The organism is Saccharopolyspora hattusasensis, from assembly GCF_050972075.1.
GTDB classification, from domain to species: Bacteria; Actinomycetota; Actinomycetes; order Mycobacteriales; family Pseudonocardiaceae; genus Saccharopolyspora; species Saccharopolyspora hattusasensis.
Window position 1 is genome coordinate 6,260,113 of record NZ_JBPCDC010000001.1, and the last position, 17,336, is coordinate 6,277,448.

The 17,336-nt window shown below is 70.3% G+C and carries 16 protein-coding genes; 12 read left to right on the forward strand and 4 right to left on the reverse strand.

Annotated elements, in window-relative coordinates; genetic code table 11:
• The first annotated feature begins 42 nt into the window (after nucleotides 1–42).
• Nucleotides 43–468, forward strand: a complete 426-nt coding sequence (locus tag ACRXBZ_RS30020; RefSeq protein WP_168587270.1) for a PPOX class F420-dependent oxidoreductase — start codon at nucleotides 43–45, stop codon at nucleotides 466–468.
• Nucleotides 469–511: 43 nt separating this feature from the next.
• Here ACRXBZ_RS30020 and ACRXBZ_RS30025 read toward each other — a convergent pair whose 3' ends face one another.
• Nucleotides 512–2,230 (reverse strand): DEDD exonuclease domain-containing protein, encoded by a 1,719-nt coding sequence (locus ACRXBZ_RS30025; RefSeq protein ID WP_433881918.1) that lies wholly within the window; start codon nucleotides 2,228–2,230, stop codon nucleotides 512–514.
• Between the two features lie 620 nt (nucleotides 2,231–2,850).
• Between ACRXBZ_RS30025 and ACRXBZ_RS30030 the strand changes: the two genes are divergently transcribed.
• The 3 genes from ACRXBZ_RS30030 (at nucleotide 2,851) to ACRXBZ_RS30040 (ending at nucleotide 6,986) form a co-directional block, all read left to right on the forward strand.
• A complete protein-coding gene (locus ACRXBZ_RS30030) occupies nucleotides 2,851–4,164 on the forward strand; it encodes an NYN domain-containing protein (RefSeq protein ID WP_433881919.1) in 1,314 nt (437 codons plus the stop codon).
• 371 nt (nucleotides 4,165–4,535) lie between these two features.
• Nucleotides 4,536–5,588 (forward strand): C40 family peptidase, encoded by a 1,053-nt coding sequence (locus ACRXBZ_RS30035; RefSeq protein ID WP_433881920.1) that lies wholly within the window; start codon nucleotides 4,536–4,538, stop codon nucleotides 5,586–5,588.
• Between the two features lie 96 nt (nucleotides 5,589–5,684).
• Nucleotides 5,685–6,986, forward strand: a complete 1,302-nt coding sequence (locus ACRXBZ_RS30040) for a basic secretory protein-like protein (protein WP_433881921.1) — start codon at nucleotides 5,685–5,687, stop codon at nucleotides 6,984–6,986.
• Between the two features lie 185 nt (nucleotides 6,987–7,171).
• Here ACRXBZ_RS30040 and ACRXBZ_RS30045 read toward each other — a convergent pair whose 3' ends face one another.
• Nucleotides 7,172–8,983 carry an AMP-dependent synthetase/ligase gene (locus ACRXBZ_RS30045; RefSeq protein WP_433881922.1) on the reverse strand — a complete coding sequence of 604 codons (1,812 nt, stop codon included), beginning with the start codon at nucleotides 8,981–8,983 and terminating at the stop codon, nucleotides 7,172–7,174.
• A 242-nt stretch (nucleotides 8,984–9,225) separates the two neighbouring features.
• Here ACRXBZ_RS30045 and ACRXBZ_RS30050 point away from each other — a divergent pair, with 242 nt between their 5' ends.
• From ACRXBZ_RS30050 to ACRXBZ_RS30070, 5 genes are all read left to right on the forward strand, one after another.
• A complete protein-coding gene (locus ACRXBZ_RS30050) occupies nucleotides 9,226–10,014 on the forward strand; it encodes a metallophosphoesterase family protein (RefSeq protein WP_433884014.1) in 789 nt (262 codons plus the stop codon).
• A 63-nt stretch (nucleotides 10,015–10,077) separates the two neighbouring features.
• Nucleotides 10,078–10,521: an SRPBCC family protein gene (locus tag ACRXBZ_RS30055; protein WP_168587273.1), complete on the forward strand. Its 444-nt coding sequence runs from the start codon at nucleotides 10,078–10,080 to the stop codon at nucleotides 10,519–10,521.
• A gap of 38 nt (nucleotides 10,522–10,559) precedes the next feature.
• A complete protein-coding gene (locus ACRXBZ_RS30060) occupies nucleotides 10,560–11,777 on the forward strand; it encodes an ArsA family ATPase (RefSeq protein WP_433881923.1) in 1,218 nt (405 codons plus the stop codon).
• A 3-nt stretch (nucleotides 11,778–11,780) separates the two neighbouring features.
• Nucleotides 11,781–12,152 (forward strand): hypothetical protein, encoded by a 372-nt coding sequence (locus tag ACRXBZ_RS30065; protein WP_433881924.1) that lies wholly within the window; start codon nucleotides 11,781–11,783, stop codon nucleotides 12,150–12,152.
• Nucleotides 12,146–13,078 (forward strand): ROK family protein, encoded by a 933-nt coding sequence (locus ACRXBZ_RS30070; RefSeq protein ID WP_433881925.1) that lies wholly within the window; start codon nucleotides 12,146–12,148, stop codon nucleotides 13,076–13,078. The genes ACRXBZ_RS30065 and ACRXBZ_RS30070 overlap by 7 nt, the downstream gene beginning before the upstream one ends.
• A gap of 127 nt (nucleotides 13,079–13,205) precedes the next feature.
• Here the strand turns inward: ACRXBZ_RS30070 and ACRXBZ_RS30075 are convergent, their stop codons facing one another.
• Together ACRXBZ_RS30075 and ACRXBZ_RS30080 are read right to left on the reverse strand one after the other, a co-directional pair.
• Entirely contained in the window at nucleotides 13,206–13,676 is a 471-nt protein-coding gene (locus tag ACRXBZ_RS30075; RefSeq protein ID WP_433881926.1) for a DUF308 domain-containing protein, read from the reverse strand.
• Entirely contained in the window at nucleotides 13,673–14,440 is a 768-nt protein-coding gene (locus tag ACRXBZ_RS30080; protein WP_433881927.1) for an alpha/beta hydrolase, read from the reverse strand. The genes ACRXBZ_RS30075 and ACRXBZ_RS30080 overlap by 4 nt, the downstream gene beginning before the upstream one ends.
• 192 nt (nucleotides 14,441–14,632) lie before the next feature.
• Here ACRXBZ_RS30080 and ACRXBZ_RS30085 point away from each other — a divergent pair, with 192 nt between their 5' ends.
• The 3 genes from ACRXBZ_RS30085 to ACRXBZ_RS30095 all read left to right on the forward strand — a co-directional run bounded on the left by ACRXBZ_RS30085 (nucleotide 14,633) and on the right by ACRXBZ_RS30095 (nucleotide 17,180).
• A complete protein-coding gene (locus tag ACRXBZ_RS30085; RefSeq protein WP_433881928.1) occupies nucleotides 14,633–15,382 on the forward strand; it encodes a lysophospholipid acyltransferase family protein in 750 nt (249 codons plus the stop codon).
• 44 nt (nucleotides 15,383–15,426) lie between these two features.
• Nucleotides 15,427–15,924, forward strand: coding sequence for a polyadenylate-specific 3'-exoribonuclease AS (locus ACRXBZ_RS30090; RefSeq protein ID WP_433881929.1), 498 nt, complete (start codon nucleotides 15,427–15,429; stop codon nucleotides 15,922–15,924).
• A 230-nt stretch (nucleotides 15,925–16,154) separates the two neighbouring features.
• Nucleotides 16,155–17,180, forward strand: coding sequence for a 6-phosphofructokinase (locus ACRXBZ_RS30095; RefSeq protein ID WP_433884015.1), 1,026 nt, complete (start codon nucleotides 16,155–16,157; stop codon nucleotides 17,178–17,180).
• Nucleotides 17,181–17,336 lie beyond the last annotated feature (156 nt).

Consider the following 17,336-nt stretch of genomic DNA (forward strand, 5'->3'; position numbering starts at 1 on the left):
CCGAGATCGCGAGGTGGTGGCGGGCCCACTACGGTTGCCCGCGTGACATCGATCAACGATCCGGAGATACGGGGCTTCCTCGAAGCGGGCACCCGCACCGGCATGCTCGGCTTCACCGCGAGCGACGGGCGACCGCTGGTCGCGCCGGTGTGGTTCGTGCTGGACGGCGGCGACGTGGTGTTCAACACCGGCAAGAACACCGCGAAGGGCCGCGCGATCGCCCGCGATCCGCGGGTCGCGCTCTGCGCGGACCTGCCCGAGCCGCCGTTCGCGTTCGTGCAGGTGCAGGGCATCGCGGAGATCTCGGAGGACCCCGCCGAGCTGCTGCGCACGGCGACCGAGATCGGCGGCCGCTACATGGGACGGGACCGGGCCGCGGAGTTCGGCCGCCGCAACGGGGTGCCGGGGGAGCTGGTGGTCCGGATCCGGCCGACCAAGGTGATCGCGAGCCTCGACATGACGGGCTGACGACTCCAGGCGCGGTGGTTCCGCGGGCAGGTGGCCACGATCTTCAGTTGATCGCGGCATAGGGGGTGCGGCCAGTGGTCGCCTTCTCCAACCAGGCGCGCCAGGAACCCGCGGCGTTCGCCGGTTCGGCCCATGGGATGCTGCAGCGGACCATGCGGGTGCCGCCGGTGGTCAGCCAGCGGTAGACGACCCGTGCCTCGTCGGCGGTCGTGCCGTGCAGCGGTCCCGCACCGGGGATCACGGTCTCCGCCGACGCCTGCAGCAGATCCACGATCGGCATCGGCGGGACGCCGCGCCGGGCGGTGCCCGCGGCGGCGAGTCGCCCGTGCCGGATCACCGACAGGTGCCAGCCGCCTCGGCCGTCCGGCCGGGCGGCTACGAGCTCGGGCACGCTGGTCAGGGCGGCCAGGCGTTGCCCGCGGTCCAGCGAGCGTACGAGCGTTGCCAGTTGGTCGCGGTGCACGGCGGCGTCTTCGAAGCGTTGCGCGGCGGACAGCCGGTCGAGCTCGTCGCGCAGCCGATCCAGCAGATCGGCGCTGCGGCCGCGGATGACGTCCCGGATGGAGATCACTGCGGGCTCGTACTCCTCGGCGCTCTGACGGCCCGCACAGGGCGCGCCGCAGCGCTTCAGCTCGTACAGGGCGCAAGGCCGGCCGCTGGGTTCGCGCGCCGGGATGCGTTCAGCGCACCGCCGCACGGTCGTGGCGGACTGGAGCGCCTCGACGGCGTCGGCGGCGGCTTGGCGGGAGCTGAACGGACCCAGCGCATCGGGTTTCGCGATCCGGACCACCGACAGGCGCGGGAATGGTTCGTCGGTCAGCACCACCCACCAGGCGCGCTGCGGGAACTTCGAACGCCGGTTGTAGCGCGGCTGGTGCGCGGCGAGCAGCCGCAGTTCCCGGACCTCCGCCTCCAGCGGGTGGGCGCACACCACGTGGTCGACCCGCTCGGAGATCGTCACCATCTCCTTGATCCTGCTGCGCCGCTCCCCGGCGGTGAAGTACTGCCGGACCCGCCGCCGCAGGTCGGTCGCGGTGCCGACGTAGAGCACCTCATCCTTCGGGCCGCGGAACAGGTAGACGCCCGGCGAGTTCGGCAGACCGTCGGCGAGGCCGCGCTTGCGCCGCTGCTGCGGCGTGACGTCCGGCAGGTGGCCGAGCAGGTCTTCCAGCGTTCGCACCCCGAGCGGACCGACGCGCTCCAGCAGGGCGTGCAGCACGTCGACCGTGGCGCGAGCGTCGTCCAGCGCGCGGTGCACGGGAACGGTGCGGGCGTTGAGCACCCGCGCCAGCGTGCCGAGCTTGTGGTTGGGCGTCTCGTCGCGGGTCAGCACCCGGCGGGACAGCCGAACGGTGTCCACCACCTGTGGCTTCGGCCACCGCAGGCCGAGCCGATCGCAGTTGGCGCGGAGGAACCCGATGTCGAACGGGGCGTTGTGCGCCACCAGCACGCTGCCGCGGCAGAACTCCAGGAAGACCGGCAGCACGGCGTCGAAGCGGGGCGCGTCGACGACCATCGCCTCGGTGATGCCGGTGATCGACACGATCGAGGGCGGAATGCCGCGATCCGGGTTCACCAGCGTGGCGAACTCGCCGAGCACTTCACCGCCGCGGACCTTGACGGCACCGATCTCGGTGACCGCGTCCCCGTTGCGGTCACCACCGGTGGTCTCCAGGTCGACGACGACGAAGGTCACCTCGTGCAGCGGGACTTCCTCGGTGGTGAGGAGCTCGTCGAAGGACAGTTGCGGGTGCGCGGACATCGGCGCTCAAGTTACGGCCCGCTACCGACAAGACCGGTGATCGCCCCGGTCTTCAGTTAGTTGGTGAATGGTCTGGGTGGGTGGTCGCTTAGCGGAACCTGAGAGCTTCCCTGGACTGCGGGTGCCCCTCCTGACGTATGACCAAATACGCGGCGGAGGGGCCGTCCTCGCCAGAAAACCTCTCAGAACCCGCCGATGGTCGTCTTGGCAAGGTGAATTCAAGCGGCTACGCCGCTTCCAAAGGCGCGGAAGGCTTCGCCGACAGGCTCTCAGGCCAGGGAGGAAACGCGTCAAGTCTGTGCACGAGGTGACCAGGCGATTCGGTCGGGTCATCGGCGCGCTGAGCGAGAATCAAGCCAGCACAACAACCTTTGCCTTTTTGGGGAACCGGGCTGGTTCCAACCGGCCGGCGTTGATCGCGGAAGACCAGGCTGCTCGCCGAGCGGCCGGGCAGCGATAGCGAGGAATCCCCCCATTCATGCGGGGGAGGGTTCGAGTTGCGTCCCGCTACCGCGACAGGGTCGGTGGATGCGGGATTCCGGGACCCCGGCCGTTAGCCTGTGGGGGTGGTACCGCCGAAGCCGGGGTCAGCCGACACCCCCACCCCCGACGAGTCTGCTGTGGACAGTGCGCAGCAGGCCGGTGGCCCGTTGATCGACTGGGACGCGCTGCCCGGCCCGCTTCGACTCCGGCTGGCGGAACTCGCTGCCGGCGCACTGGACGAGATGCGCGCGTCGGACGTGCCGGCGCAGCTTCGCCCGGTGGGCCGCTTCGCCCCCGCCAAGCGGGCCAAGCTGGGCCAACCTGTGCTGATCGCCGCGCTGCGCGACTCCGGGGTGTTCCACACCGCCGTTGTGGACTGGTGCCGCAACCACCGCCCCGGGGCACTCGCCTTCGACGACGCCGACCCGGTCGCGGTCGCCGCGGCCGCCGTGCTGCTCGGCTCGCCGATCGCGCCGCACTACGTGGAACTGATCGCGTTCCGCACCGAACAGGGCCAGCTGCGCGCCGAACGCGACTCCGCGACGGCGCGAGTCGAACGGCTGAACGCCGACGTCGAGCGGCTGCGCGGCGAACTCACCGAAGCCAAGCAGATCGCCGACCGGGTAGGTGGCGAGAGCAGCGCGGAGGCGGACCGGCTGCGCAAGCGCCTGCGGGAGCAGGGCGTGCGTCTCAAGGAAGCCAAGGACGCCGCGGAGCACGCGCGCAGCGAGCTGGAGAAGGTCCGCGCGGAGCGCGAGGCTGCGCTCGGCGAGATCGCTGCGGAGCGGGACCGCGAGCGGACGCGAGCGCAGGACGAGCGACGGCGCGCGGAGCGCGCGAGCGCCGAGGTGGAGGTGGCGCGGCAGTCCGCCCGAGAAGCCCGTCAGGGCGACGAGGTGCGGCTGGCGCTGCTGCTGGAGACGCTGGAGGGCGCCGTAGGCGGCCTGCGGCGCGAGCTCGGGGCGAGCGGGAGCGGGCCGCGGCCCGCGGACGTCGTGCAGCGGGTGCGGGCTCATTCCGGCGCGACCGGCGAGGTGCCGGACGTCGCCGCGTTGGACCGGTTGCTGGCGTTGCCCGCCGTGCATCTGATCGTCGACGGCTACAACGTGACCAAGACCGGGTATCCGGAATTGCCGCTTTCCGATCAGCGGGATCGGTTGGCGCACCAGTTGGCCGCGTTGTCGGCGCGGACTGGCGCGGAGGTCACCGTGGTCTTCGACGGCGCCGACGTGCTGGCGGTGCCGACCGCCGGGCCGCGCGGGGTCCGGGTGTTGTTCAGCGAGGCCGGGGTGCAGGCCGACGACGTCATCCGGGATCTCGTCTCCGCCGAGCCGAAGGGGCGTCAAGTCGTGGTGGCGACCTCGGACCGGGCCGTGGTCACCTCCGTCCGCCGGCGTGGCGCTTATGCCGTTTCGTCTGCGATGTTGCTGGCCCGGCTGAACCGGGTCTAGCAGCTTGCCGATGCAACCGACCGCCTGGCGAATCGGTGGGTGCGTGGCCGATCTCATAATCGATCACCCAGGTGTCCCAGATCTCCCTATCGGGTGGATTTTTCCGTCGCTATTCCAGGTAGTTAAGCCGCAAGATTCGTCACCGTGAGCGCACGACTCTCCTCCGTTAGAGGTCTTGTGCATGGATGCACAAATTTTTCGACCCGCTTCTGGACGTTGCGGCTCACCTTTCGTAACCTACTCGGGACCTCGTGGCGATCAGTTGCCCAGACCGGGCGGCCCGCGGGGCACCGCTACATCGACTTGTCGGGGAGTCGGGCCGCACCGGGCAGGGGGCAACCGGGCGGTAAGCGGGTGGAGACGAAGGAGCAGTGCGCGACGTGGAGTCGCACCGACTTAAGCGCTCTTTGCGAGGTGCCCTGGCCGCAACCGCGGTCGCAGCCGTCGTTGGTATGACCTCCGGGCCGGCGCTCGCAGACCCGCAACTCCCGAACAACGCCTCAGACGCGGCCAAGCAGGTGCAGGAGCTCCAGCACCAGGCCGAACAGCTCACCGAGGACGCCAAGAAGGCCGAAGACGACCACAACGCCAAGAAGGACGAGCTCGACCGGGCGAACCAGGAGGCCGGCCAGGCCGAGCAGGTCGCCAACCAGGCCCGCGCCGAGGAAGGGCGGTTCCGCGGCCAGGTCGACCAGCTCACCCACGCGTCCTACCAGGGTGCCCGGCTGAACAAGCTGTCGGCGCTGCTGGTGAGCGAAACCCCGGACGACTTCCTGGACCGCGCGTCCGCGCTGGATGTGCTGGCCAAGGACAACAATGACGCGATCAAGGCGCTGACCTCGGCGCGGCAGCAGGCCGAAACCGCCGAGCGCGCCGCGCAGGATGCCCGCAACCGCGCCGTGCAGGCCGAAACGGATGCCGCGCGCATCGCCGAAGACCTGGACCAGAAGACCAAGGCGATGCAGGACCAGATCGCCAAGGCCAGGCAGCGCTACAACGAGCTCAGCAGTGCGGACCGCGACTCGCTGAAGTCCGACGGCGAGACGGGCGTGGGCTCGATCGCCGGCGCCGGTGCGGCGGTCGCCGCGGTGAACGCCGCGCTGGGCAAGCAGGGCTCGGACTACGTGTGGGGCGCGAAGGGTCCGTCGACCTTCGACTGCTCCGGGTTGACCTACTGGGCCTACAAGCAGGCCGGCGTGACCATCGGCGGCTCGACCAAGACCCAGGTCGGCGAGGGCCGCAGCGTCTCCGCCAGCGACCTCAAGCCGGGCGACCTGATCTTCTACTACAGCCCGGTCAGCCATGTCTCCATGTACATCGGCAACGGCAAGGCGGTGCACGCCCCCACCGAGGGCGACGTCGTCAAGGTGGCCGACTACAAGACGATCGGCCCGATTACGGCCATCCGCCGCATCGCGGGCTGAGCCTGCACCACTTGACTTCCGGGGCCGGCACCACGAAGTGCCGGCCCCGAAAGTGTGGCGGGGGGCCACGGGTCCACCGATGTGACCGGGAATACCATGCGCCCTGTGCCTGCGCCGGGGACGTATCGGGGGTGGCTGGCGGCTGCCGCCGCCGGCGCCGTGCTGGCCGGGGTTTCCTTGCTTTCGCTGCCGTCGCCGGAACTTCCGCGCAGCGCGCCGGTGCAGGTGTCCGGGCGGGCTGGGTTCACCGTCGCGACGTCGCCGCCGGAGGTGGCTGTGCGGCGCCTGCTGGAGCAGCGGGCCACCGCGGTCCGGTCCGGCGACGAGTCGGCGTTCGCGGCCACGGTGGACCCGAAGTCGCCGCCGGATTTCCAGCGGCGACAGCACGAACTCTTCCGGAACCTCGCGACGATCCCGGTCACCGAGTGGGCCTACCAGTTGGACGGCGCGACGGGGGACCGGCCCCCGGTGCCCGAAGCTGACGAGACCTGGGCGCCGCGGGTGGTGCTGCGCTACGCGCTGACCGATGTGGACATCGTGCCCACCCAGCGCCCGCTCGGCTACGTGTTCGCCCGGCGCGGCGGTTCCTGGTACCTCGCGGGCGACGAGGGCGCGCACGGGAACGCTTGGCGCGGCCCGTGGGACTTCGGGCTGTGCCAGGTGCGCCGCACCGCCACCGGAATGGTCATCGGCCACCGCCGGCAGCCGGTGGAGCGGGTGGCCCGGCAGCTGGACGCCGCCGTGGCCGACGTGACGCGGATTTGGGGCTCGGGCTGGTCCCAGCGGGTCGGCGTGGTGCTGCCGGAGTCCCGGGAGGAGCTGCGGTCGCTGGTGGGGCCGGAATTCGCGGTGGACGAGATCGCGGCGGTGGCGGTGGCCGATCGGGTGGACGTCGCGGCTCGCCGGGTGGAGGGCCCGCGCGTGGTGCTCAACCCGAAGGCGGCGAGCGAGCTCTCCGACACCGCCCTGAGAGTGGTGCTGCGGCACGAGATCACGCACACCGCGGCCCGCACGGACACAGTGGACGGTGCGCCGATGTGGATGCTGGAGGGCTTCGCGGACTACGTCGGCTACCGCGGGAGCGGGGTGGCGCCCAAGTACATCGCCCCGGACCTGGTCCGCCAACTACGCGAGACCGGGCTGCCGGCGAAACTGCCCGACGACGGCGACTTCCACCAGGGCGGACGACGCCTGGACCTGGCGTACCAGCAATCCTGGTCGGTGGTCCGCCACCTCGCCGAACGCCTCGGCGAACGACGCCTCGTGGACCTCTACCGCCGCGTCGCGGCCTCGAACTCACCGACCACAGTGGACAAAGCTCTCCGCGAGACTACGGGCCTCACCAAGGACCAGCTGGTCGCCGACTGGCGAGCGGATCTCCCCAACACCTTCGGCTGACTCTTTCGAGGCGACGGGCACCTTCGGACGGGCAAGTCGCTTGAAACTTCCCTTCACCGGCTCAGTGAGCTCGCGAGGTCACGCGCACGAACGCACCGCGGCGATCACGAAGCGCGACGATGCCCCGTCACCCGGGGTGGGCGCAATTTCTCGCGAAATTGGCGGCCCTGCGAGGACGAGCGCTCCTACTTGGAGTAGATGGCCTCGATCTCGGTCGCGTGGTTCTCGGCCACCTTGTTGCGCTTGAGCTTCATGCTCGGCGTCAGCTCGCCGGTCGCCTCCGTGAAGTCCTGCGACAGGATGCGGAACTGCTTGATCTGTTCCGCGCGGGACACCGCCTTGTTGGCCTCGTCGACCGCCTTCTGCACCTCGGCGCGCAGGTCCGGGTCGTCGATCAGCTCGGACGCCGCGGTGTTCTCCGGGCGGGAGTTGTTCGCCAGCCAGGACGGCAGGAACTCCGGGTCGAGGGTGATCAGCGCGCCGATGAACGGCTTCTGGTCGCCGACCACCATGCATTGGCTGATCAGCGGGTGCGCCCGCAGCGCGTCCTCCAGCACCGCCGGGGCGACGTTCTTGCCACCCGCAGTGACGATGATCTCCTTCTTGCGGCCGGTGATCTTGAGGAAGCCCTCGTCGTCCAGCGAGCCGAGGTCGCCGGTGTGGAACCAGCCGTCCTTGAGGGACTCCTCGGTGGCGATCGGGTTGTTCCAGTACTCCCGGAACACGACGTCGCCCTTGATCAGCACCTCGCCGTCCTCGGCGATGCGCACCGACGTGCCGGCCACCGGCTTGCCGACGGTGCCGACCTTGAACGCGCACTCCACGTTCACCGCAGCGGCGGCGGTGGTCTCGGTGAGCCCGTAGCCCTCCAGCACCGGTACGCCTACGCCGCGGAAGAAGTGCGTGAGCCGTTCGCCCAGCGGCGCGCCACCGGAGACCGCCGCGATGCAGCGACCGCCGAGCGCTGCCCGGAGCTTGCCGTACACGAGCTTGTCGAACAGGGTGTGCTTGAGCTTCAGCCCCAGGCCGACGCCGCCGCCGTCCACGGCCCGGCTGTAGGCGACCGCGGTGTCCTCGGCGAGGTCGAAGATCCGGCCCTTGCCGCTGCCGTGCGCCTTCTGCTTGGCGGTGTTGTAGACCTTCTCGAACACCCGCGGCACGGCCAGCACGAAGGTCGGCCGGAACGAGCTGAGGTCGGTGACGAGGTCCTTGACGTCGCTGGTATGACCGAGGGTGGCCCTGCCGTACACACACATCACGCTGATCGCGCGGGCCAGCACGTGAGCCATCGGCAGGAACATCAGCATCGAGTTGCCCGGCCGGGTCAGCTGCGGGAACGCCTCGATGTCCGCGCGCACCTCGGCGAGCATGTTGCGGTGCGTGAGGACACAGCCCTTGGGGCGACCGGTGGTGCCCGAGGTGTAGATCAGTGTCGCGAGGTCCTCGGCGCGCACCGCGCGGCGGCGCAGATGCAGGTCCCGGTCTTCGACCTCCGCGCCGAGCGCGGTCAGCTCGTCGACCACGCCGGCGGCTCCGCCGCTGGTCGGGCCCTCGATCTGCCAGACGTGGGAGACCTCGGAGAGCCGGTCGATGACCTTGTCCACCTCGGCGCGGTGCGCCGCGGTCTCCACGATCACGGCCTTGGCGCCGGAGTCGTTGAGCATCCACTCCACCTGGTCGGCGGAGGAGGTTTCGTAGATCGGCACCGTGACGCAGCCGGCCGTCCAGATCGCGAAGTCCAGCAGGCTCCACTCGTACCGGGTCCGCGACATCAGCCCGACCCGGTCACCGGCCTGCAGGCCGGTGGCGACGAGGCCCTTGGCCACGGCCAGCACCTGCGCAGCGAAGTCGGCGGCGGTGACGTCGACCCAGGTGCCCTCCACTCGGCGTCGGAAGCTCACGGTGCTCCCGAAGCGCTCCGCGTTGGCCCACACCATGTCGGTGAGGTTCTCGTCCTCGGCCACAGTCGTTGTGGCGGGTGCGCTGAACTCTCGCACGTCGAAACCTCCGAAAACACACCAGTCAGTGGGGCACAACCTAACGCCGATAGTTACTGAGCGGTAGTCCTGCGGGGTCTCCCGCTGCAGTCAGCACAGCGTAGTCGTCACGGCGATCAGCGCGGTGCCGCCGGTCGGCGGCCTGCGCTTTCTGGCGGGACACACGCCGGCAACCGGCGTTCCACCGCGGTACCGGAACGGATTAGGTTCGAGGTAGGAGTTGTCGGCGGATGGGAGTTGAGTTGCGCGTCCACGTCGTTTCGGACGTCCATGGCAACGTCGAGGCCCTCAAGCGCGCGGGGGACGGCGCGGACGCGTTGGTGGTGCTCGGCGACCTGATCGACTTCGTCGACTACCACGACCACGGCAAGGGCATCCTGGGGCGGGTTTTCGGCCCGGAGAAGGTGGCGCGGTTCGCCGAACTGAGGCGCAGCCGCCGCGGGCCCGAGTTCGGGGCTTACGTGCGTTCGTTGTGGGCGGGGCTGACCGATCCGGCGGCAGTGGTCGAGGAAGCCGTCCGCGAGCAGTACGACGAGCTGTTCGGCGCGATGAACGCGCCCGCCTACGCCACCCCCGGCAACGTCGACGCGCCCCGCCTGTGGCCGGATTTCGCCCGCGACGGCATCCACGTGCTGGACGGCGAGAGCGTCGAGCTCGGCGGCCTGACCTTCGGTTTCGTCGGTGGCACCCTGCTGCCGCCGGGTGCGACGCTGCGCCGTCACGCTGCCTGGGTGCCGTACCTCAGGCCGGAGGACGAGTACAACGCCGCCGTCGCGGCGCTGCCCGGAGTGGACGTCCTGTGCACCCACTTGCCGCCCGCCCTTCCGGAGTTGGTCTACGACGTGGTGGCGCGGCGGCCCGAGGACGGCTCGACCGCCCTGGTGGAGCGGATCGCCGCCGACCAGCCGCGGTGGTCGCTGTTCGGGCACGTGCACCAGCCGCTGGCGCAGCGCATGCGCATCGGGCGCACCGAGTGCGTCAACGTCGGGCATTTCAAGCGCACCGGGCGGCCGTACGTGATCCAGTGGTGAAGGTGAGGAAAACCCGGCTCCTCCGTGCCGCTGCCGCCGCTCGCACCCGGTAACCTGCGGCGCATGGTCGATCAGTCCACCCAGTCCATCGTGATCGAGGCCCCCGCCGGGCAGATCATGGCAGCCATCGCGGATTTCGCCGCCTACCCGGAGTGGGCGGAAGCGGTGAAGGAGACCGAGGTGCTCTCGCACACCTCGGACGGCGACGCGGCGAAGGTCCGCTTCGTGCTGGACGCCGGGGTGGTCAAGGACACGTACGTCAACGTCTACGACTGGGCGGCCGACGGGCTGTCGGTGAGCTGGGAGCTCGTCGAAGGGGGCGTGCAGAAGGCGCAGCAGGGCAGCTACCGGCTGAACCCGCTGCCGGACGACCGCACCGAGGTGACCTACAGCCTGGCCGTGGACCTGGCGATCCCGATGATCGGCCTGTTCAAGCGCAAGGCCGAGAAGATGATCATGGACACGGCGTTGAAGGAGCTCAAGCGCCGCGTCGAAGGCGCGAAGTAGGGCGCCGGCCGAAGCCCGACCGAGACCGAGACGATCCGTTGCGAATCCTGCTGTTCACCGGAAAAGGCGGGGTGGGCAAGACCACCCTCGCGGCAGCCACCGCCGCCCGCGTCGCCGGGCACGGCGGCAAGGTGCTCGTCGTCTCCACCGACCCGGCGCACTCGCTGGCCGATGCGCTCGACGCAGACCTCGGCGCGCATCCGCGCGAAGTTCGGCTGGACGGTTCGCGCGCCATGCTGCACGCGGCCGAGGTGCAGACCCGCGAACTGGTCGACGGCACCTGGCGCGAACTGCGCGAACATCTGCGGACCATGCTGCAGGGCGCGGGCGTCGACGACGTCGACGCGGAAGAGCTCACGGTGCTGCCCGGGGTGGAGGACCTGCTGGCGCTCACCGAGGTGCACCGGCTCGCCGCGAGCGGGCTGTGGGACACCTTGATCGTCGACTGCGGCCCGACCGCCGAGACGCTGCGGCTGCTCGCGCTGCCAGAATCGCTGGCCGGCTACCTGGAACGGCTGTTCCCGGCGCACCGCCGGGCCGTGCGCGGCCTGCTGGCCGGCATCGCCGGCAGCGAGCAGGTCGAGCGCTGGGACTCCGTCGCCGACGGACTGGGGCGGCTCGCGGAACGGCTGGCAGGGCTCAAGGGCATGCTCGGCGACGAAGGCACCAGCGTCCGGCTGGTGCTCACCCCGGAGTCGGTGGTGGCCGCCGAAACCCGCCGGACACTGACCGCCCTGGCGCTGCAGCAGATCCGGGTGGACGGCCTGGTGGCCAACCGCGTGGTGCCGCACCCGGGAGCGGCGCGCGGCGCCGCGGCCGGGTGGCTGCGCACCCGTCGCCGTGAGCAGGAGAAGGTGCTCGACACGCTGCGGGGCGCGACGGATCTTCCGCTTCGGGTGGTCGAGCACCGCGCCGCGGAGCCGGTCGGTGCGGAGGCGCTGCTGGCGCTCGGCGACGAGCTCTATGCCGAGGTGAACCCGCTGGAGAACCTGTCGGGCACGCCGTCCATGCAGGTCACCGGCGGTGGACGCGGCTTGGATGCGGAGTACGCCCTGCGGATCGCGCTGCCGCTGCACCCGTCGGCCGACCTGGAACTGGCCCGGATCGGCGCCGAGCTGGCGATCACCGTCGACGGCCGCCGGCGGCTTTTCGCGCTGCCCGCGGTGCTCCAGCGGTGCATCGTGATCTCGGCGGTCGCCGGCGACGACGGGCTGACCGTGCGGTTCCGGCCCGACCCCGAGTTGTGGATGCGGTGAGAGATGCGCGACGAATCCCGGCACGACCAGCTCTTCGAGGAACTCCGCCTGCTGCTCGACGCGGCCGCCGGAAAGGCCGAGGAATACCTGCGTGGCTGCGATCAGGACGCCGACTCCGGCGGTAAGGCCGGCTGCGGTTGGTGTCCACTGTGTGCAGCGGTGGCGCTGCTGCGCGGCCCTCGATCGGAGGTCAACGACCAGCTCGTCGGGATCGTTCAGGCGCTGCGGCAGATGCTGGCCGATCAGTGTCCGGCGGCGGAGCCCGAGGAGTCCGAAGAGGACGTTCCGGTGGTGTCGAAGGTCCAGCGGATCCGGGTCCAGCGGGTCGACGGCACGGTGCTGGCCGACGAACCCGAGGCCGTGTCGCGGTGCTGACCATCGGAGTGGACGTCGGCGGGACCAGCGTGCGGGCCGGCGTGGTGGATCAGCACGGCGAGATCCTGGAAATCCACCGCGTTCCGACGCCGGCCACCAGCACCGAGCTGAACGCGGCGGTCGCGGACACCGTCCGCGCGTTGTCCGACCGGTACCCGGTCGCCGGGGTCGGCCTGGCAGTCGCCGGGTTCGTCAGCGAGGACCGCCGGGTGGTGCGCTTCGCGCCGCACCTGGCGTGGCGGCACGTCGCGGTCGCCGACGAACTCGCCGACCGGCTCGGGCTGCCGGTGGTCCTGGAGCACGACGCGAACGCCGCCGCCGTCGCGGAGCAGCGCTTCGGCGCGGCAGCGGGAGCGCTGGTGGCCGCGCTGGTGGCCATCGGCACCGGCATCGGCAGCGCGCTGGTGATCAACGGCGAGGTGTTCCGCGGGGCCTACGGAATCGCGCCAGAGCTCGGGCACCTGCGCGTCGTCCCAGCCGGGCGGCCGTGTTCGTGCGGAAAACGCGGCTGCTGGGAGCGGTATTGCAGCGGCACCGCTCTGGCGGCCACCGCAGCGGAACTCCGGCAGGAGGAGCCGGGAGCGCCGGTCGAGCAGACCGGTGTCGAGGTGGCGCGCGCGGCGGAGGCGGGGGATCCGGTCGCCCGCCGCGCGGTGGCCGACCTGGCGCGCTGGCTGGGCGAGGGCCTCGCGCTGGTCACGGACGTCTACGACCCGGAGGTGGTGGTGATCGCCGGCGGGGTCTCCGACTCGGCGCACCTGTTCCTCGACGATGCCCGCGAGTACTACGCTACGGCCATCACCGGAGCCGGGCACCGACCGCTGGCGAGGATCGCGGTGGCCCACTACGGGGATTCGGCGGCCATGATCGGCTCGGCGGCCCTGGCCCGAGAACACGCCTTAACCAAAGCCCCACACCTGACCTGACGTCGCAATTTCAATGGAAATCGAAGGTCCGATTTCCATTGAAATTACGGAAGTTCTCCACAGCGTCCGGCGTGTCGGGCTCAACACACCGGAGTTCCGCAATTTCGATTGAAATTGCGGGATGACGTCAGACCTGGGCTCCGTCGTCGTTGCCGGAGTTCGGCGGGCCCTGGCGCAGCCGCAGCAGGAGCCATCCGATGCCCGCGCTGATCAGCACCAGCCCCAGCGGCATCGAGAGCGAGCTGGCCATCCCGGCCAGGCCGGGCACCAGCAGTACCAGCACGCCGACCGCGATCACCGCGATCCCCAGCAGCGTGGTGATGCGCGGGGTGGGCAGCGGTGGCGGTTCCGGCGGGACGAAGTGCTCTTCCTCCTCGTCGGGCTGCGGCGTCCAGTCCCGCGGTCCCGAGTCGCGCTCGGGCTGCGGCTCGACTTCGGCCGCGTCCGAGACCGCACTCGCGGTATTCGCGGAGCGGTCGGAGGGGACGTCCTCGGGCCACCGCGCGAACGTCGAGTCCCGCTCCAGGTCGGCGACTATCTCGGCGAATGCGGCGTCGATGTCCTCCGGCCCATCGGGGTTGTCGCGGCGCGTGTTCATACGACTTCCTCGGCCCGGTCGCGGTGGATTCGTTGCAGGAACTCGACGCTACCGGCGAACACCGCCCGCGCGTCATGGTCCAACGTCGCTACGTGGAAGCTGTCGGCCAGCACGACCTCCGCGAGATCAACGCTTGCGACCCCGTCCAGCACGATCGCGGAGTTGACCGGTTCGACGATGTGGTCGACGGTCGACCGGAACAGCAGTAGCGGCTGGCGCACCCGGCCGAGGTCGTCGCGCACGATCCCCCACAGCTGCTGGAGGCTGGCCATCGCGCGCAGCGGCAACCGGGCGTAGGCGAGTTCGAAACCGCCGGGTTTGGCGATGTCGCCGGGGATCCCGCCGACCGCCGGCCACAGCCGACTCAGCAGCGGCAGCAGCCGGGCAGTCTTGCGCAGCGTCGTCACCGAGGGGTTGACCAGCACGATCCCGGCGATTTCGGGATGCCGCTGGGCCAGTCGCAGGGTGAGGGTGCCGCCCATGGACTGGCCGAACACGAACACCGACCGGCACCGGTCGCGCAGTTCGGCGAGCGCGGCCTCGGTGGCGTGGTACCAGTCCAGCCAGGTGGTCCGGTTCAGGTCCGGCCACCGGGTGCCGTGGCCCGGCAGCAGCGGGCAGCGGACCGTGTATCCCTCCGCCGCCAGGTGCTCGCCCCAGGCCCGCATGCTCTGCGGGGTGCTGGTGAAGCCGTGGCAGAGCAGCACGCCGATGTCTTCCGATCCCTCGTGGACGAACGGTTCGGCACCGGGGAGCACGGGCACCGCGGCCTCCCAACAGCATCGGCGAGCCAGTACCGCCTCATCGTCGCATGCGAGGCCGACATGCGGGGCGGCCTTGGCGATTCATCCGCGATCGCACCGGCGAGATCACCGACGGCGAGGCCGCATTGTGCCGGTTCTCGGGGCTCCGTAGGCTGAGCAGGGAAGTCGGCGGGGCGAGGAGGCGGCGCAGCGGTGTTGTACTGGGTGATGAAGCACTTCTTGCTCGGGCCCTTGATGAAGCTGTTCTGCCGTCCGAAGGTCGAAGGCGTCGAGCACGTGCCGACCACCGGCGGCGCGATCCTGGTCAGCAACCACCTGGCGGTCGCCGACTCGTTCTTCATGCCGCTGATGATGCCGCGGCGGGTGACGTTCCTGGCCAAGCGCGAGTACTTCACCGGCAAGGGCTTCAAGGGCAAGTTCAAGAAGTACTTCTTCTCCGGCGTCGGGCAGGTGCCGATCGACCGGTCCAGCGGCGCCGCCGCGCAGGCCGCCCTGGACACCGGCGTCCGCCTGCTGCGTGAGGGGAAGCTGCTGGGCGTCTACCCGGAAGGCACCCGGTCCCCGGACGGCCGGCTTTACAAGGGCAAGACCGGTGTGGCGAGGATGGCGCTGGAGTCGAAGGCGCCGGTGATCCCGATCGCGATGTTCGGCACCGATCGGGTCAATCCAATCGGGTCGAAGATGTGGTACCCGCACAAGGTGGTGGTGAAGGTCGGCCCGCCGCTGGACTTCTCCCGCTACGAGGGCATGGCCGGCGACCGGTTCGTGGAGCGGTCGATCACCGACGAGATCATGTACGCCCTAATGGAGCTCTCCGGGCAGGAGTACGTCGACGTCTACGCCGCTAAGGTCAAGGACGACCTGGCCGCGCAGGGCAAGCACGTGGCGGGCTGGAAGACGCAGCAGCCCGCCGAGCGCCTCCCGGAGTCCAAGGCCGGCTGACGGCCCGCGACCGGACCGGAACCGCCGCCACCTAGGCTGACCTGGTGCGGTACTTCTACGACTGCGAGTTCATCGAGGACGGACACACCATCGAGCTGGTGTCGATCGGGGTGGTCGACGAGTCCGGCCGCGAATTCTACGCGGTGTCCACCGAGTTCGACGCGTCTCGGGCCGGTGCCTGGGTTCGGCAGCACGTCCTGCCGCAGTTGCCGCTGCCCGCCGATCCGTGCTGGCGCTCCCGCGCCCGGATCCGCGAGGACCTGTACTCATTCCTGACCGCGCGCAGCGGGAACATCGAGCTGTGGGCCTGGTACGCGGCCTACGACCACGTGGCGCTGGCCCAGCTCTGGGGCGCGATGCCGCTGCTGCCGTCGCGGATCCCGAAGTTCACCCGCGACCTGCGGCAGCGTTGGGAGGACCTCGGCAAGCCGAAGTTGCCCGCCGCGCCGGACAACGCGCACGACGCCCTGGCCGACGCCAAGCACAACCTCGAACGCTGGCGGGTGATGGAGGAGGTCCGCCGCAAGCGCGGTTTCGCCTGATTTCCGACTCGTGAGGGGGCCGGTTCCAGCTGGAACCGGCCCCCTTTTTTGCCGGATTCCTCGGGCTGGTGTTGCCGGTCGTCTGCCGGGACCGGTATCGCGACCGGTATAACGTCCCGGATACTTGCTGCAACGATCCAGTTCGTGCCACGCTGTGACGCAGGGGAGACGCAGATCACTCCCCGTCCGGGCTGGATCAGAGGAGGCGGGGAAAAGCGATGCCGACTGGAATGCGTGTCGGAGTGCTCACCGGTGGCGGCGACTGCCCCGGGCTCAACGCGGTGCTCCGCGCGGTGACCCGCAAGGGGATTTCGGTGCACCAGCACGAGATCCTGGGATTCCGCAACGGGTGGCGGGGCCCGGTGGAGGGCCTGACCACGCCGCTGACCCTCGACAAGGTGGAGGAGATCCTCAACCGGGGCGGCACCATCCTGGGCTCGTCGCGCACCAACCCGTACAAGGTCGACGACGGGATCGCCAAGCTGAGGGCGACCCTGGAAGAGAACCGGGTGGACGCGCTGATCGCGATCGGCGGCGAGGACACCCTCGGCGTCGCCGAGCAGCTCACTCACGACGGGGTGCCGGTGGTCGGGGTGCCGAAGACGATCGACAACGACCTGGACGCCACCGACTACACGTTCGGCTTCGACACGGCGGTGCACATCGCCACCGAGGCCATCGACCGCCTGCGGACCACTGCGGAGTCGCACCACCGGGCGCTGGTGGTCGAGGTGATGGGTCGGCACGCGGGGTGGATCGCGCTGCACTCCGGGCTGGCGGGCGGCGCGAACGTCATCCTCGTGCCAGAGCAGCCGTTCAGCGTCGAGAAGGTCTGCGCCTGGGTGGAGCAGCGCTTCGAGCGCCAGTACGCGCCGATCATCGTGGTCGCGGAGGGCGCGGTCCCGGAAGGCGGCAAGGAGCTGCTGCTGACGGGGGAGAAGGACGCCTTCGGCCACGTCCGCCTGGGCGGTGTCGGCACCTGGCTGGCGGAGGAGATCGCGGCGCGCACGGGCGAGGAGTCGCGCGCGGTGGTGCTCGGCCATGTGCAGCGAGGTGGCACGCCGACGGCTTACGACCGGGTGCTGGCGACCCGCTTCGGCCTGCACGCGATCGACGCGATCACCGAAGGCGACTACGGCAAGATGGTGGCGCTGCGCGGCACAGACATCGTGCGAGTCCCGCTCCGCGACGCGACGGCATCGCTGAAGACGGTGCCCCTGGAACGCTACGCAGAAGCCGAAGTCCTTTTCGGCTGACCCCTTTTTGATAGGCGCCGCCGCCTATTCGTACGTTCAAACCCAAACGAGATGCAGGTTCGACCGCCGCGACAACCGGCTGAGCGCGCCTCGGCGGACCGGAAGCTGGCCCGGACCCGACCGGATGCGCTGACCACATCGGCGCAGTCGTCGAAC